General features: G+C 59.3%; 15 protein-coding genes. 2 read left to right on the top strand and 13 right to left on the bottom strand.

Going from position 1 to position 16673, the window contains the following annotated elements; translation table 11 throughout:
* Window positions 1–15 precede the first annotated feature (15 nt).
* The 6 genes from ACR0JA_RS15725 to phnY form a co-directional block, all read right to left on the bottom strand.
* Window positions 16–1734, bottom strand: coding sequence for a sulfatase-like hydrolase/transferase (locus ACR0JA_RS15725; RefSeq protein ID WP_480576759.1), 1719 nt, complete (start codon window positions 1732–1734; stop codon window positions 16–18).
* 361 nt (window positions 1735–2095) lie between these two features.
* Window positions 2096–2680 (bottom strand): VOC family protein, encoded by a 585-nt coding sequence (locus tag ACR0JA_RS15720; RefSeq protein ID WP_480576926.1) that lies wholly within the window; start codon window positions 2678–2680, stop codon window positions 2096–2098.
* Window positions 2681–2750: 70 nt separating this feature from the next.
* Window positions 2751–2942, bottom strand: coding sequence for a DUF2783 domain-containing protein (locus tag ACR0JA_RS15715; protein ID WP_480576755.1), 192 nt, complete (start codon window positions 2940–2942; stop codon window positions 2751–2753).
* A 13-nt stretch (window positions 2943–2955) separates the two neighbouring features.
* The gene (locus ACR0JA_RS15710; RefSeq protein ID WP_480576752.1) at window positions 2956–4575 is read right to left on the bottom strand and encodes an FAD-dependent oxidoreductase; all 1620 of its coding nucleotides are present in this window, start codon (window positions 4573–4575) and stop codon (window positions 2956–2958) included.
* 29 nt (window positions 4576–4604) lie between these two features.
* Window positions 4605–5555, bottom strand: coding sequence for an MBL fold metallo-hydrolase (locus ACR0JA_RS15705; RefSeq protein ID WP_480576749.1), 951 nt, complete (start codon window positions 5553–5555; stop codon window positions 4605–4607).
* 621 nt (window positions 5556–6176) lie between these two features.
* Entirely contained in the window at window positions 6177–7640 is a 1464-nt protein-coding gene (gene phnY, locus ACR0JA_RS15700) for a phosphonoacetaldehyde dehydrogenase (protein ID WP_480576746.1), read from the bottom strand.
* 315 nt (window positions 7641–7955) lie between these two features.
* Here phnY and ACR0JA_RS15695 point away from each other — a divergent pair, with 315 nt between their 5' ends.
* Complete coding sequence (locus ACR0JA_RS15695) at window positions 7956–8789, top strand: Rossmann-like and DUF2520 domain-containing protein (protein ID WP_480576743.1); 834 nt, start codon at window positions 7956–7958, stop codon at window positions 8787–8789.
* Window positions 8790–8826: 37 nt separating this feature from the next.
* Here ACR0JA_RS15695 and ACR0JA_RS15690 read toward each other — a convergent pair whose 3' ends face one another.
* The 7 genes from ACR0JA_RS15690 to bioB all read right to left on the bottom strand — a co-directional run bounded on the left by ACR0JA_RS15690 (window position 8827) and on the right by bioB (window position 15682).
* The gene (locus ACR0JA_RS15690) at window positions 8827–10131 is read right to left on the bottom strand and encodes a TolC family protein (protein ID WP_480576740.1); all 1305 of its coding nucleotides are present in this window, start codon (window positions 10129–10131) and stop codon (window positions 8827–8829) included.
* 174 nt (window positions 10132–10305) lie between these two features.
* Window positions 10306–11061 carry a methyltransferase domain-containing protein gene (locus ACR0JA_RS15685; RefSeq protein WP_480576738.1) on the bottom strand — a complete coding sequence of 252 codons (756 nt, stop codon included), beginning with the start codon at window positions 11059–11061 and terminating at the stop codon, window positions 10306–10308.
* Window positions 11058–11678 carry a pimeloyl-ACP methyl esterase BioG family protein gene (locus ACR0JA_RS15680; protein ID WP_480576735.1) on the bottom strand — a complete coding sequence of 207 codons (621 nt, stop codon included), beginning with the start codon at window positions 11676–11678 and terminating at the stop codon, window positions 11058–11060. Before ACR0JA_RS15680 ends, ACR0JA_RS15685 begins: the two co-directional genes overlap by 4 nt.
* Complete coding sequence (bioA, locus tag ACR0JA_RS15675; protein ID WP_480576732.1) at window positions 11675–12961, bottom strand: adenosylmethionine--8-amino-7-oxononanoate transaminase; 1287 nt, start codon at window positions 12959–12961, stop codon at window positions 11675–11677. The genes ACR0JA_RS15680 and bioA overlap by 4 nt, the downstream gene beginning before the upstream one ends.
* Window positions 12958–13578, bottom strand: a complete 621-nt coding sequence (gene bioD, locus ACR0JA_RS15670; protein WP_480576729.1) for a dethiobiotin synthase — start codon at window positions 13576–13578, stop codon at window positions 12958–12960. The genes bioA and bioD overlap by 4 nt, the downstream gene beginning before the upstream one ends.
* Window positions 13575–14705 (bottom strand): 8-amino-7-oxononanoate synthase, encoded by a 1131-nt coding sequence (locus tag ACR0JA_RS15665; protein WP_480576726.1) that lies wholly within the window; start codon window positions 14703–14705, stop codon window positions 13575–13577. Before ACR0JA_RS15665 ends, bioD begins: the two co-directional genes overlap by 4 nt.
* Window positions 14702–15682 (bottom strand): biotin synthase BioB, encoded by a 981-nt coding sequence (gene bioB / locus ACR0JA_RS15660; RefSeq protein WP_480576723.1) that lies wholly within the window; start codon window positions 15680–15682, stop codon window positions 14702–14704. Before bioB ends, ACR0JA_RS15665 begins: the two co-directional genes overlap by 4 nt.
* 384 nt (window positions 15683–16066) lie before the next feature.
* On the opposite strand from bioB, the gene ACR0JA_RS15655 reads away from it, so the two are divergent.
* Complete coding sequence (locus ACR0JA_RS15655) at window positions 16067–16657, top strand: TetR/AcrR family transcriptional regulator (RefSeq protein WP_480576719.1); 591 nt, start codon at window positions 16067–16069, stop codon at window positions 16655–16657.
* Window positions 16658–16673: the final 16 nt, after the last annotated feature.

Below are 16673 nucleotides of genomic sequence, written 5' to 3'. Positions count from 1 at the left end.
AGCCGACGGTATTGCTTAATTTTCGTTGGATTGCTGTAAGTCCGGCTCTTTCGTGTCCGACACGTAGTCGGCTTTGGCTTTTCCGCGGTACTTGGCGGTAAGCTCGTCGGAAACTTCGCTGCCATCAACCAGAAACGCCAGTATGCCCTTGCGCAGCGAGCCGCCGCGCATCGCTTTGATGTCGTCATCCGATTTGGTGACCCGCTGCGACATCCGACGGCCCCACTGGCCGAGATGGTCATACAAGCGCGCGATGACATCCGAGTGGTCATCGCATGTGCCGAGGTCGACAAACTCCTCCGGGTCGGACTGCAGATCGAACAGGATCGGGCGGAATCCACCCTCGGCGTGGATCAGCTTGTAGCGCCCGTCAAACACCATGAACAGGCGCGCGTCGCGGGGCTCGAGCCCAAGCTCGACACATTGCGGACGGGCGGAATAGTCGTATTCGCTGATCACATAGTCGCGCCATTCGGGCTGCTCACCATGCAGCCAGGGCAGCAGCGAGCGCCCCTCGATAATATGGCTCGGCACCTTGCCTCCAGCCGCTTCGACAAAGCTCGCCGACAGGTCCAGCGATTCAACCAGCGCATCGCATACCGTGCCCCGCGTGCCGTCCGCAGCCTGGCGCGGATCAAAGATGATCATCGGCACCTTGACCGAAGGCTCGTGGAAAAAGTCCTTCTCGCCCATCCAGTGATCGCCCAGATAATCACCGTGATCCGAGGTCAAGACGATCATCGTGTCCTTCAACCGATCCGTCTGCTCCAGGTGGTCCAGAAGCACGCCCAGTTGATCGTCACATTGCTTGATCAGCCCCATATAGGCGGGAATGACCTTCTCGCGCACATCCTCCTGCTGGAACGCCTGTGACACCCGCGCGCCCTGAAAGGACTTCAGAACCGGCTGGGTATTCTCCAGCTCGCGCTCGTGCCGCGCGGCAGCCGGGATCGCATTCGCGCCATACATATCGTGATAGGGCGCAGGCACCACATAGGGCCAGTGCGGCTTGATATAACTCACATGCGCGCACCAGGGGCCGTCATTTTCCTCGATGAACCGGATCGTCTCGCGCGTCAGCCAGGGGGTCTCGCTGTCTTCTTCGCGGATATTGGCCGGTTTGTCCGCATTCTTGAACATCCAGCCCGAGGCTATGTCGCCCTCCTCGTCAATCCCGGCATTGGCAAAATCCGCCCAGGGGTTTTCCGACGGGTAGCCTTTGGATTTCAGGTATTCGTTATAGGGCGACCGCTTTTCGTCATAAAACCCGTCGGGACCCTCGGCCCACAGCCCGTCATCCCGGATCCAGGCATCAAAACCGCATTCCGACTGACGTGCGCCAATCACGCTGTCGGGGCTCAGACCAAGGCGTTCCATCCCGGCCTTGTCCGCTTTCATATGGGTCTTGCCGATCAGCCAGCAATCCATCCCCAATTGACGCAGGTGATCACCAAGCGTTACCTCGCCAACGCGGATCGGAAACCCGTTCCATTGCGCCCCGTGGCTGGACGGATACCGGCCCGTATAATAGCTCATCCGAGACGACCCGCAGATCGGAGACTGAACATAGGCATTCGTAAACCGAACACCCATCGCCGCAACCCGGTCAAAATTCGGCGTCTTCAAAACCGGATGACCCGCACAGGACAAATAGTCGAACCGCAACTGATCATACATGATGAACAGAATGTTCTTGATCGGCTTCGCCGCTTCCTGATCTGCCCCTGAGCTCATGCCATCTCCTCCAAAAGCGTGCTCCAATTATTTTTGCAACACAAAAATAGTCCACACAAAGGTCCGCTAGGCGAACCTGACTGTTTATTAAATGCCCAAAAGTTGAAAGCAATGCGATCCCGATGGCTCGCTGAAGGTCAAATAACGCGACGCTACTCATCGGGGCCATCTTCAACCGGCACCCCTTGTTTGGGGTTTCAACCTCGGTAACCTGTTCTTCGGATGTCATAAAAACTGCTATGCATGAATTGCAGGACCAGAGTTTTATAGCGAATGTGGAGGCCAGATTAAGATTGTGCTGGCCTCAGTATACTTGCGCAAAGAGAATTTCGTATCGCAGACCCCGCGCGTTTATTTTGGGTTAGGAGTTGGGTTGCTCCGGCTGGGTGTTGCCGGAGCGGGATCTTACTTTTTTGAGTTCTTTTGCGTGCAGCCAATCGGCGTGTTTGGGTGCGCGTTTGGTTTTGGACCAGTCTTCCAGCATCAGCCATTTGACGTCGTCCATGCGGGCCAGCATGGCCTCTTCTTCCGGATCCGGGCAGGCGAGTTCTACGCGGTGGCCGTTCGGGTCGAAGAAGTAGATCGAATGGAACATGGAGTGGTCGGTGACGCCCAGAACCTCGACGCCCTGCGCCTCGATATGTTCTTTGAAGGCCACCAGCGTTTCGCGGTCTTTCACCTTGAACGCGATATGCTGCACCCAGATCGGCGTGTTGGGATCACGCCCCATTTCGGGCTTGGTCGGCAACTCGAAAAAGGCCAGAACATTGCCCATGCCGGCATCCAGAAACAGATGCATGTAAGGGTCCGGTTCATGGGTCGAGGGCACGTGATCTTCAGCAATCGCCAGGATGAAGTCCATGTTCAGGATCTTGCCATACCATTCGACGGTTTCCTTCGCGTCCTTGCAGCGATAGGCGACGTGGTGAATCTTCTCAATCTTCAGGTCCATCGGACATTCCTTTCGGATTGGCGCCATTTTGGCAGGTTTTCTGGCTTGGAGGGTCTTTTCCGGCTCAGGTATCGGCGGCAAGGCTCATGGCCTGGTCCAGCACCTCGGCATCGCCGATATGGTTGGCCAGGATCAGAACCAGACGCGCGCTCAGCGCATCGCTTTCCTCTTTCGATTTCCCTTCGAACACGTTCAGCAGACGCGCATAGAAATCATCGGGGTTGGCGATATTGGGATCGGTATTCAGAGTGCTCATCTTGATCTTCTCCTCATCCGCGACCGGTTGCGGTGTTCAGGGCCTTGCGAACGGCCGCTTCGTCGAAGCTGTCCCAGCGGGCAGCAACATGCTGGTCGGGCCGCATCAGATAGACCGCAGATCCGCCATCGCCCAGATAACGATCCGCCAGTTCCGAGTTGCCATCCGCGCTCAGCGCGACACGGGTTACCGTGATGCCGTCCACCTCCAGGCTGTCCGGCGCATCTGCATCGATGGTCAGCAACTGGAACGCTCCGCCCAGCCGATCCAGCAACCAGCCGCCACTGGCAGGAGCATCCACCATCGGCGCCCCGACGCGCGTACGCGCCGGTCCTCCGGTCAGCTCATCCGGCCCGTTCAGCGACAGGCCATCGTAGGCACAGGGCACGGATAACCGCCCCGAATTCACCAGTGGCCGCGCAAACTGCGCCTTACCCGCCAGGTTCAACACCGCATCGCGGTAGATCTTGCTGGTCTCGGATTTCGGGGTGATGAAGTCCGTCGACCGGGTCGAGTTCAGAATGTTCTCATCCGCCCCGTGCACCCGTTCCTCCGAATAGGTGTCCATCAGCGTGTTTGGCGCCTTGCCGTTGATCACCAACCCAAGTTTCCAACCCAGATTGTCGGCGTCCTGCATTCCCGAGTTGGCGCCACGTGCACCAAATGGCGATACCTGATGCGCCGCGTCTCCGGCAAACAGAACCGGACCGTGGCGGAAGCTGTCCATCCGCTTGCACTGGAACGTATAGATCGAGGACCAGACCATGTCGTATTCGACACCGCCCAGGAACGCATCCAGACGACGGCGGATGTTTTCCTCTTTCATCTCTTCCTTGCGGTCCACATCCCAGCCGATCTGGAAATCGACCCGCCAGACATCATCGGGCTGTTTGTGCAACAGCAACGAGGCCCCCTGCCCGTGGGTCGGCTCGAACCAGAACCAGCGCTCGGTCGGGAACTCGACATCGCCTTTCATCTTGATATCGGCAATCAGGAAACTGTCCTGGAACACCTTGCCGGTGAACTCATAGCCCAGCATGTTGCGCACGGGCGAACTTGCCCCGTCGCAAACCACCAGCCAGTCGGCTTCCACCTTGTAGGGGCCGTCCGGCGTCATCACATCCAGAACCACGTGATCATCCTTGACGTCAACCGCATCGACACGGTTCTTGCCGCGCAGCTGGATCGGCGCGCCACCTGCCTGCAACTCGCGCAGGCGATCGATCATGAAGCGTTCGAAATACGGCTGCTGCAGGTTGATGAAGGCCGGATATTTGTGGCCCTGTTCCGGCAACAGGTTGAACGAGAACACCCGGTCATCCTTGTGGAACACCTTGCCCAAGTTCCAGACCACGCCCCGGTCAACCATCGGCTCGCCGCACCCATAGCGATCGGCAACTTCGAGCGTGCGCTTGGCAAAGCAGATCGCCCGGCTTCCCATGCCGATACCCTCATGGTCATCCAGCACCACAACCGGTACGCCCTGCTGGCCCAGATCAAGGGCGGTGGCGATGCCGATCGGGCCGCCCCCCACGACCACCACCGGATGGCGAACGGCCTCGGCCTTGTCCTGATCGGGTGACTTCTCATACGGATAAACCTTATCCGCCAGAGTATATCTGTCGTCGAACATCAATTTCTTCTCCTCCAAAAAATCGCCGATCAGCCTTGCAGGGCTTCCCACATGTCCAGATCGCGCTGTGCGGTCCAGATGCGCGGTGTGTCGATGCCACGGGCTTCGTCATAGGCGCGAGAGACGTTGAACGGCAGGCAATGCTCGTAGATTGCATAGTCCTTGAACTTCGGATCGCAGGACGCGCGGCAGGCATCCCATGCATCCTTCAGCGATCCGCCACGTGCAGCGACCTTGGCCACCGGCAGATATGTGCTGTCGACAAAATCGCGGGTGTTTTCCAGCGCCGCGTTGACCGCCTCGGTCCCAACCAGCGCCTCGCCGCGGCCCGGCGCGATCGCGTCCACGTCATAGGCCTTGATGTTGTCCAGCGTCTGGCCCCAATCGTTGAAATGGCCGTCGCCGCAATAACAGGCCGAGTGCGCCTCGACGATGTCGCCCGTGAACATCACGTTCTGATCCGGCACGTGAATGATCGCGTCTCCGGCCGTATGGGCGCGGCCGATCTGCTTGATGTCAACCCGGCGGTTGCCCAGGTAAACCGTCATGCTGTCCGAGAATGTCGTGGTCGGCCAGGTCAGGCCGGGAATGCTCTCGTGGCCTTCAAACAGGCGCGGAAAACGCTGAAACTCGCTGTCCCAGTCCTCCTGGCCACGCTCGACAACCATCGACCGCGCCTTGTCCGACATGATCACCTGCTGCGCTCCAAAGGCGCTGGCGCCCAGAACCCGAACCGCGTGATAATGGGTCAGAACAACATGGGTGATCGGCTTGTCGGTCACGCTGCGGACGCATTCGATCACCTTGTTCGCCAGCCGCGGCGTCGCCTGCGCCTCGACAATCATCACCGAGTCATCCCCGATGATCACCCCCGAATTCGGATCCCCTTCGGCGGTAAAGGCATAAAGTCCTTCGCCGATCTCATCAAAGGTGATCTTCTTCTCCGTCAAGTCTCCCTGAGACGCGAATGCTTTTGCCATTTTCTCGGTTCCATCCTGTTTCCACAACAAAGCGAGCACAGCTTGTCTCAAGCAGCCGGTAACAAAACACGCTCGCTTACATTTTTCGTTGTAATCGTAACGAGAATTGTTACCCAATCAACACCAATAAAGTCAAGTTCGTTCAAAATTTAGATCAGACGATGGCTTTCGACAAAACTAGTGCAGCTGCAATTCTCACAGGCAGGCAGCGTTGGCCGGTCGTCGGATGTTGCCATAACCCAGTAATTGCAGTGGGTTTCCCTTGCCTCCGAAATATTTCTGCTTACCCCGTTTGGTCATTCATACGCAGTCGCGGGCCCGTACCTGGATGGCAGTGAAGCCAGGCGAAGAAGTCGCACCAGGCAAATTCAGGATGCCACATGATTCTGAAAGTTAAGACAAAGAGTCCGTTCTAAGTTGCACGAATGGCAGCGTAGTATACTTTAGTTACATTAACAACGTTTTTGCTTTGAGAAAACTGACCTGATATGCCTGAGCCTTCTATCAAAATGCCCAGTCATCACCGGCTCTCGGCCCCGATGGCAGAGGAAGCTTCAGGGGTTGGTTTTCAAGTTTTGCAAACACGTCTGACTGTGTGCAAATTAGGCGGGTCTGTTCCCGTCAGGCCCGTCCTGGCCACGGCAGCGAATAGGTCTTTACGTTCGTAAAGAACCTCATTGCTTCGATCACGCCTTCCTTGACGCCATTGCCGCTGTCCTTGATACCCCCAAAGGGCGACATCTCGATGCGGTATCCCGGCTGTTCCCAAATATTCACTGTGCCAACATTCAAGCCTTCGATGTATGCGTGCATTCGGCGGTAGTCATTGGTGCAAACCCCCGAAGACAGGCCAAAAACCGTCGCGTTCGAGATCGCGATAACCTCGTCATCATCGTCCGGGACTCGAAGGATGGGCACGACGGGACCAAAGGTTTCTTCCATCACCAACTCTGACGTCTGGGGCACCTTGTCCACAACGATCGGCGGCAGTAGAGCTCCTTGCCGACCGGGGTTGTACAGGATTTCCGCGCCCTCATCGGCCGCCATCTGAACGCGCCGTTCGAACAATTTCGCGGCTTGCGCATGGACGACGCAGCCCAGTTCCGTTTCCGGGTCGCGCGGATCACCGAACCTGATCGCTTTGGCTTTTTCCAGCACCAGGGGGACAAATCTGTCGGCGATGCTGTGTTGAACCAGAATGCGTTTTACGGCCGTGCAGCGCTGACCCGAATTTCCGGTCGCCCCGGCCACCGCGATTGCAGCGGCCCGTTCAAGATCGTCTTCGCTCAGGTCATTGAGAACAATCAATGGATCATTCCCGCCCAGTTCAAGCGCCGTGCGCTTATAGCCCGATTTCTCTGCGATCATCTTTCCTGCAGCAACACTACCGGTAAAAGTGACGATGTCGATATTGCCGTTGGTGACCATCTCATCGCCGATGTCGTTCGGCCAGCCGGTGACGATCTGGAACATCTCGGGCGGCAGACCAGCCTCATACAGGATGTCAGCTAGCGTGATCGCGGTCAGCGGGGTCAGTTCGCTGGGCTTGCACACCATACAATTGTTGGTGGCGATCGCCGGAGCAATTTTGTGGCTCACCATGTTGAGCGGGTGGTTGAACGGGGTGATGGCCGAGATCGCCCGAACCGGCTCGCGCTTGGTGAAAATCTTGCGGTCCTTGCCAGTGGGCGTCAGGTCGCATGAAAAGACCTCGCCATCATCCCGCAAAGCTTCAGCAGCGGCGAACTGGAACACATCCTGCGCGCGCTTGGTCTCGTAGATCGCATGCTGATGGCAGATCCCCAATTCCAATGTCAACCACTTGGCCAGGTATTCGCGCCGTTCGCCGATGATCTGCCCCGCCCGCCCAAGGATCCGGCTGCGGTCAAACCGGGTCAGGGTCGGCTGATAGTTTGCCGCGATCTCAAACGCCTGTTTTGCGTGACGCGCGTCACCCGCGGGCACATAGCCGATGATTTCGTCGGTATAGGGGTATTGGACCGGCAATGTGGCACCTGCAAACACCTCTGCGCCGCCGATGCGCATCCCTTCGTTTCGAATGTCCAAATTGGCCATCTCATTCATGCGGACGCCTCCTGGTGAACAGCGGTTATGTCGAAAAAGCACAATGTCTCGCCCAGCGCGGCCCGAACATTCGGGTCAAACTGGTGCAGTAGTTTGCGATTCATGGCTTTGGTTCCAACCGGCCTCATGACAATACCTGTTTGCACAATCCGTGCCCGTATCGGAACCACAATCTTGCCAAATCGATGCGATCTGTCGCGGTGCTTCTATGACACTCCGAGAACCTGCGCTAAACGCTCGCCCAACAGGCTAGGATTACCGTGACCTGCGTGACAGACTGCGCATTGGGTGCAAACGCCAGAAGGGCAGGCAAAGATGAACCTGATCAAAGTGAACCTGATCGGCGCTGGTAAGGTCGGGCAAACCTTCCTGAAGCTGCTGAGTGCCTTGCCGAAGTTTCAGATACAGAATGTCCTAAGCGCAAGTGATACTTCGGCACGCAACGCCGTTGAGCAAGTTGGTTCCGGACGCGTGGTTAGGCACATGTCCGATCTGCGGCCCGCTGATCTCTGGATTTTAGCCGTACCCGATACGCAGATCGAAGCCGTCGCAACAGAGATTGCCGCGACCCGTTCACCAGCCGAGGCATCCATCGCCTTTCACTGTAGCGGCTTTTACCCGGCCGATCAGATGGCGCCTCTGCGGACGCTCAACTGGCATCTGGCCAGCGTTCATCCGGTCATGTCATTTGCTGATCCAGCGGTGGCGGCAAACCAGTTCAAGGGTGCGCTTTGCGGATTGGAGGGCGACGCGTCTGCAGTCTCCTTCCTTCGGCCCGTCCTTGAAGCGCTCGGCGCCGAGTGCTTTTCGATCCGATCCGAAAGCAAAAGCCTCTACCACGCGGCTGCGGTGATCTCGAATAATTTTACTGTTGTTTTACAAGCTATTGCACGGGATGCCTGGGCACAGGCAGGCGTTTCGGACGACGTTGCCTGGCAGTTGAACGCAAAGCTTCTGGAAAGCACCGTTGAAAACGTAGTCGCCCTGGGTCCGCAGGACGCTCTCACCGGCCCCGCCGCCCGCGGGGACCAACATGTTGTCGCCACGCAGGGCGAGGATGTGGCCCAGTGGAACCCACCCGTTGGTGAGCTTTACCGCGTTCTCAGTGACCTTGCTCGACGGCTCAAGACACAGGGCCGCACGCGCTAGATCTTGGCTTTGGCCGCGCGCCTACCGCATGTTACGTTTACAAGCTTGGATCGTTGGGCCGCCCGACCCCGAGGGCATCCAATATGTCGCCTGTGACCGCAAGCACCGCGTATTCCGCGCGATGTGCCTGCGCCTCCAATTGAATGACCCGCACCTGAGCGGTGTTCAGCTCGCGCAGCGCGTCCAGAATTTGCAGAAACGTCGTGCGACCGATATCGAATTGGCCTCGGGCAGCGTTCAGCGCATCCTGATTTATGACAACAGCCCGCCGGGCCAGAGCCAGCCGTTGCTGGATCGAGTTCGTTTCCTCGAGCGCCTGCGTCAGATTGCGTTGCAACTCGCGTCGCAGGGCCTCTGTATTGGCCTTGCTTTGCTGGTGGTTGGCCCGCGCTGTCTGGACGTTGGCCCGCGCCGATCCCCCCTGATAGATTGGAATGTCGACGCCCAGGCGGGCCTGCACACCGTCGTCGATAGAGCCCTGGTCAAAATCCGTCTCCAGGATTGCAGACAAAGTTGGTCGCGTTGCCCGTTCGGCGACCAAAACCTCTTGCTCGCGCACCTCGCTTTCTGCGATCTGACTGCGCAGTCTCGGGCTTCGGGCCACCATGTCCTGCGAGGATGTTCCCACAAGCGCGGGCGCGCGCGGGATTTTAGGTACGGTTCCCGGCAGTGACCCAAACACTTCGACCCACGTCGCGGTTGCAAGCGCGACATCGGTTTGCGCCTGCGCCAGTTCAGTCTCGGCATTCGATTGCCGCCCCTCACCGGCAAGCAGATCGGCCACCGAACCCGCCCCGGCGTCGAACCGATCCTTCAGGTCATCGACCAGTGCCGTGGTGCGTTCAAGGTTCTCGTGTGCCTGATCTTCAAGCCTGCGGTTGCGATCAAGGTCGATGATTGTTTCGACGGCCTCAAAACTCAGCGCGCTCAAGACCGACAACTCGTTCAGCCAGGTTTGTCGCGCCTCGATCTGACGCAGACCTACACGTCCTGCAACCTTGCCGCCGTCATAGATGATCTGGCTCAGCCGTAGAATCGGGATCGTGTCACCCTCGTCAGTTACCGAGGTCTCTGCGTTCAGCTGCGGTCTGAACCTGCCCTTTTCCGAGGCAATGCGCGATTGCGAGGCGGCGATGCTGGCGACCCCTGCCGCTGATGAGGGTGACTCGGCCACGCTGGAACGGACGAGCCCCGCAAACTCGGTACCCGCGATGCTGCGCGACAGGTTCTGTTTTGTGACCGTACTTACCCCCGGATCAGGTTTGGCGGGCTCAAACGATCTGGTTCCCCGCAAGTCGTTGCTGCATCCCGCAACAACCTGCAATGCGATCAATATGAGCACCCAGAATCTCACGGCATCAGAACTCCCGGTTACGCGTCTGCGTCGAGCGGATAGCCTGAGGTCAGGTCATCGGAATCGGCGCAGACAGGACGTGGTGACTCACTGGTAATCCGAGGTTGATAAGAATTCGTTGACGACGATTTTGATTTGGTGCGCGAACTTGAGCCGCTTGTCTCAGCGGCGGCGCGCGATGATCCAGATTGGATGATAAGTAAGCGACACCCCATCCGGTGTACCGAACCATTTCGAATACTGCTCCGTGAATCGGGCCAACGCGGATTTGGTCCAGACTTTGCGCGCCCGCCCGTTCACGCCGGTCTGCCGCAGATGGTCCAAGACGGCACGGGGCGAGGGGAAGCTCGGGCGGTGCAGCGCCTCACCCGCGTCCAGAACATCAAAATGCCGGGCGGCAAGGGCGCGAAGCTCCTGCAGCGCAATCAATCCGGGCGCATTTGAAGACGACCCCAGCTGTGCAAGCTCGCGGAACAGTTCAGGGCCATAGCCAGAGATTGCAAGCCACCCTCCGGGAGCAAGATGGTGCGCGGCCTTGCTAAGCAAAGCACCCGGGTCGGGATCCCACTGGATCATCGAGGCCGAAGCGACCAGATCGAGCCCGTCGGGCCATGCGACCTTTGCCACATCCCCACCAAGAAACTCTGCGCCGTGGTTTTGCGCAGTTTGGCGGGCCTCGAGCGTCAGATCGTTCAACGTCAATCGCTTGAACCGGGCTTGATTGTGCATCGCGCGGGTCAGATGCCCGGTACCGCAACCAAACTCGAACGCATGCGCGAACACCTTCGGCGCACCGCAATCTTTTAGTGCCTGCGCCAAACGCTCGGCGACCCAAGCCTGCTGACAGGCAGCGTCATCATAGGTTCCGAAACTGCGGCTAAAACTACGCTGAACACGAGCCGGGACCTGGATGTTCATGCGAACCATCCCTCCCAACTTTGACCTTTCCGAAACGGCATATGGGGGCCGTCAATTCGGCGCACGTTCTGAGGCCGGGCCGCCCAGGCTAGGGTCTGTGCCTCCGTCGGGATTATGCGGTCTTTGGTCGAGATCCAGACCCGGTCGAATTCGGTCTCGGGCGCCGGGCCTCTGGCGGCAATGGCGTGCAATTCGTCGCGTGCCGCTGGGATATCCAGTTCCGGAACTGGCCCATCCAAACCGGCACGGCGGCAAAACCGGGCGAAGCTCACGGTACTCAGACCGTCGGCTGTGGCCGTCACCAGTTCGGGCGCAATACCGCGCGCTGCATCCGCCGGAAAAAGCGTTCCGTTTACGGCCACAAGACGGCTGGGTTGCAGGCCAGCGGCATGCAGCCAATGCGCGGCTGAAGCGACACCAAAGGAATAGGCCAGCACGCGCACCCGATCATAGTCTCCGATCTCGGTCAGATCATCCGCCAGATCACGGAAGTCGTCGACGACCAGAACATCCGCACCGCCTTCTAGCGCGGCAAAAGGGGCTGGCCCCAGGGCCCAGCCACCAAACACAAGAGTCAATTCTGGCCCGCCGTTTCGGGCCAACCAATGCCGCCTCATTGCGCACCCCGTGCCAGGTCGACCATGGCCGCAGTCACGCGGCTCAGGTCGTCAGCCGAGATGATGAAAGGCGGCATGCAATAGATATTGCGGGCGAAGGGTCGCAACCAGACGCCCGTTTCGGGCGCGCGGCGATGGGCGATGCGCGGATCAACGGTGTCGCGCATCTCGATCACGCCAATAGCGCCCAGCACACGTACATCTGCGACCCCAGGAAAATTGCGCGCAGGGGCAAGCTCGGCCCGCATCTGCGCTTCAATTGCCTTGACTTTTGACTGCCAGCGACCGTCCTGCAAAAGCCCGAGGCTCGCTGCCCCCGCAGCGCAAGCCAGTGGGTTGGCCATATAGGTCGGACCGTGCATGAAGACGCCCGCCTCGCTGTCTCCGATCCCATGGGCCACTTTCCTGCTGGTGACCGTGGCGGCAAATGAGATATGCCCGCCGGTCAGCGCCTTGCCCAGACAGATGATATCCGGTGTCACCTCCGACAGATCGCTCGCAAACAGATGACCGGTGCGCCCGAATCCGGTGGCGATTTCGTCAAAGATGATCAGAACGTCGTGCGCGTCACACAGCGCCCGAGCCGCGCACAGCCATTCCGGGTGATAGAAATACATTCCCCCCGCACCCTGCACGACCGGTTCAAGAACCAGCGCGGCGATCCGGTCGCCTTTGTCCTGCAACAGTCGTTCCAACGCGTCCAATCCGTTGTGGGCACCATCCTCGGGCCAGTCTTCACCCAGGCGAACCTTTGGTCGCGGCAGGAAATGCTGGATGGACAGTGCGCCGCGAAACAACCCGTGCATCCCGTTCACCGGGTCGCACACACTCATCGCCTTCCAGGTGTCGCCGTGATAGCCGCCGCGAATAGTGGCGAACTCGACCTTGCCGGTGCGGCCAAGGGCCATCTGGTACTGTACCGCCATCTTCATAGCTACTTCGATCGAGACCGATCCGCTGTCGCAATAGAATATCCGGTCAAGCCCGTCGGGCAACATCGACACCATCTTCTGACCCAGCCCGACAGCCGGTCTATGTGTCAGCCCGCCGAACATGACATGCGGCATCCGATCCAACTGTGCCCGCATGGCCGAGGTGATGGCAGGATGACCATGACCGTGGATCGCACACCACCACGAGGACATGGCATCGATCATCCTCGTGCCATCCTCGCGGTACAGATAGACGCCCTCGGCACGGTCGATCAGGTGCATTGGGCCCGGATCGGCAACGTTGGTGTAAGGGTGCCACAGATGTTGGGCGTCAAACTCCAGCGGTGTCACAACGCCCCCCGGATCGTATCCATGTCGATGGCGGAAAAGGCGTCTTTCAGCGTGGTCTGGTTCAGATCGTCAATACGCCCCAGCCGCCCCAAATGAGCAACCTTAGACATTTGGCTAATCGTCTGCTCCACCTCGGGTTCGGCGTCTCCGACGAAGGCCACGCCGACGACAGAGCAACCCGCATTGCGCAGCGCCATCAAAGACAGCGTGGTGTGGTTGATCGTGCCCAGCGCCGTGCGCGCAACCAGGATCACAGGGGACTGCCACCGCGCCATCAGATCAAGGTAATAGGCCTGCCGTGTCAGCGGCACCATGACGCCCCCGGCCCCCTCGACCACCAGCGGGCCATCAGTGCGCGGCAGCTCCAGCCGGTCGAGATTGATTTCGACGCCCATGTCCTCGGCAGACAGATGCGGTGAGGCAGGCAGGTTCAGCAGATAGGTCTCCGGCAGAACCGGTTGTCCGGAAAGTGCGGCGACGGTCTGGCTGTCGGTCGCATCCTCGAGGCCCGATTGCACAGGCTTCCAATACGTAGCCACCAAAGCAGCGGTCAGCCCGGCTGAAAACACCGTCTTGCCAACGCCCGTGTCGGTTCCAGTCACGATAAGCGCCGTCATGCCGCCACCGATTGCTGGCGGGCGATTGCCTGAAACAGCGCGGTGATGCCCTGCTTGTCCACATTGCCGGTGATTGACACCCGCAGTCGAGACGTGCCGCGCGGAACGGTGGGCGGGCGGATACCCCGAACGTCAAATCCCAGCTGCTGTAGTTCTTCAGCCCGGCTGATCGTCGGCGCGTCCGCTCCGATGATCACAGGCAAAATCTGGCTTTGGAAACCGCCGAGACCGCACAGGCGCTGCGCTTCGGAATGTGCATGCGCCATCAGATCGCGCGCCCGGCATGTCAGCGACGTATCGTCCTGCAAGGCTTGCAGCGCCACGCGCAACAGCGATGCATTGAATGGCGACGGCGCAGTGGCAAAGATGAACGGGCGCGCCCGGTTGATCAGCGTCTCGATCATCGGTCCCGGGCCACAGACAAGGCCCCCGCTGACCCCGAGCCCCTTGCCACATGTATGCAAGGTCAGAACCTCGGCAGCCAGCCCATGCGCCAGCCCTTTGCCCTGCGAACCAAAAACACCCGTCGCATGGGCTTCGTCCACAACCAGAACGGCCCCATCCTCGCATGCCAGCGCAGACAACGCTGCCAGAGGGGCCAGATCACCCTCCATCGAATAGACGCTTTCGACAGCGATCCAGACTTGACCGGTGTTGCCCTCGGTTCGCCAGCCCTCAAGCACCTTCCGAGCCGCGACAGCGTCATTATGCGGAAAGGACAAGGTTTGGGCTCGGCCCAGACGCATACCTTCATGCGCGCTGGCATGGACCAGCTCGTCATGCAGGATCAGGTCGCCCGCTGCTGGCAGGGTTGAAAAGATCGCCTGATTGGACTGAAACCCACCGCCCATGTACAAGGCCGCTTCGGCCCCGAAGAACGCCGCTGCCTCGGACTCCAGTGCCTCATGCTCGGCGTGATTGCCGCGCAACAGGCGCGATCCGCCTGAGCCCAGCGGCACATCCCGGTCCAGCGCCTGATGCGCCGCAGTTTTCAAAAGATCAGACGCGGCAAGACCGAGATAGTCGTTCGAAGCAAAATCCAGCCCCTGCCGCGGCGCAAGCTTGCGCAGACGGTGGCGTGTCTCCAACACCTCCAATGCCCGGGAAAGCCGCGCCGTCGCCGTCATTCGGCGGCGTCCAGCTGAGCCGCGCTTTCCGCTTCCATTGGCTGAATGCCCAGCTTGGCAAACAGGATCGCATCGCTGCTGTCACCAGGGTTTTCCGCCGTTAGAAGCGTATCGCCCGCAAAGATCGAATTGGCCCCGGCAAAGAAACACATGGCCTGCATCTCATCGCTCATATCCGTGCGTCCGGCGGACAGGCGGACATGAGATGTCGGCATCATGATACGGGCCAGCGCGATAACCCGTACAAAGTCGATCGGGTCGATCGGGTCGGCCTCTGCCAGCGGGGTATCGGCCTGCGGCATCAGCATGTTGATCGGAACCGAATCCGGTGCCTCGGGCAGGTTGGCCAAGGTCACCAGCATGTCGATCCGGTCCTCACCGGTTTCACCCATGCCAAGAATGCCGCCCGAACACACTTTCATTCCCGCTTCGCGCACGCGGTTCAGAGTATCGATGCGGTCCGCAAAGGTCCGGGTGGTGATCACCTCGGGGTAATACCGCTCGGACGTATCAATATTGTGGTTGTAATAGTCCAGCCCGGCATCGCGCAGCTGCACGACTTGCGTGTCGTCCAGCATGCCCAGTGTCATGCAGGTCTCCATTCCCATGGACTTGACGCCCTCGATCATGGCGACCAGAGCGTCCATGTCGCGCGCCTTGGGTTCGCGCCACGCGGCCCCCATACAGAACCGGGTGGAACCGGCATCGCGCGCCTTGCGCGCCTCTCTCAGCACCCGTTCAACCTCGATCAGCTTTGACGCGCTGAGTTTCGAGCCATTGCGCGCGGATTGCGAGCAATAGGCGCAATCCTCGGCGCAGCCGCCCGTCTTGATCGACAACAACCGGGACATCTGCACCTTGTTGGGGTCAAAGTTCGCACGGTGAACGGTCTGTGCGCGATAAAGAAGATCCATCAACGGAAGATTAAATACCGCCTGAGCATCTTCGCGCGACCACCGAATTGAACTGTCTGCCATTACGTCTGTCCTGCCTGCTATTCTAGGTTCCGGCAAACGCAATACCGATAAATCGCCACGCTGACTAGGGCGACAAGGACACGGTTTGCCAGCCATTGCCATAGGGCATTCCGATGCGCGATGGCGATCCCCTCAGTTTGATTTCGGGGCGCTGGAAACATGTTCCAACAGGGGGCATGGACTGGCTGACGAATCCGTATCTGACACCGGCGCGCACCAGTTACTTTGGATTGCGGTAGCGCAGCCGGGTCCGTTTTGTCCGGCGCGGCGCCAAGTCATTCCACACGCTCGGAAATACGGCGTCGCATGGACTGTCAACATTGACCATCTACCGCCCCTGCCCTATCCCTTGCGCCATCACGAACCCAACTAGAAGGCACTGCAATGGGCCGACCTTCGGTACAGGATCAACGCAGACAAGAGGTTCTGGACGCCTTCATGACATGTGTGGCGTCCTATGGTGTCGAAGGCGCGACGCTGGAACATATTGCCGCAGAGGCTGGTTTGAAACGACCGCTGATCCGGCATCACCTCGGCAACCGCAAGGAAATGGTTCTGGCGCTAGGCGACCACGTTGTCGCCACACTGAATGAACAGAGCGAAGGGTTGCGCACGTTGCTAGGCGACGCACCAAACACCCGTGACCTGATAGAAACCCTGTTTCGTTCAGATCACGACTTGGACCCCCGGATCAACGTTTGCTATCAGGCGCTGGCAAATTCGGTCGCGCTCTACCCGGATCTGCGCGCTCCGCTGCTGAATGCGATGGACACGCTTTACCAGGTTGCAATCGACATTCTGCGTTCAGCACACCCAGACGCAAATGCCCGGGATTGCGAGACCGTGGCCCATGGCCTGATCAATCTCTACATCACGACAGATGCCTTTGCGGCGCTTGATCCACCAGAGGCCTGGAACCGCGCCTCTTATCGCGCCGCGCTGAAACTGGCCGAGACTCTGGAAGCCAACGACTGACGCCCTCTTCGCCCAC

The organism is Ruegeria sp. AM4 (assembly GCF_056540665.1).
This window is presented reverse-complemented; position numbering and strand designations above follow the sequence as displayed.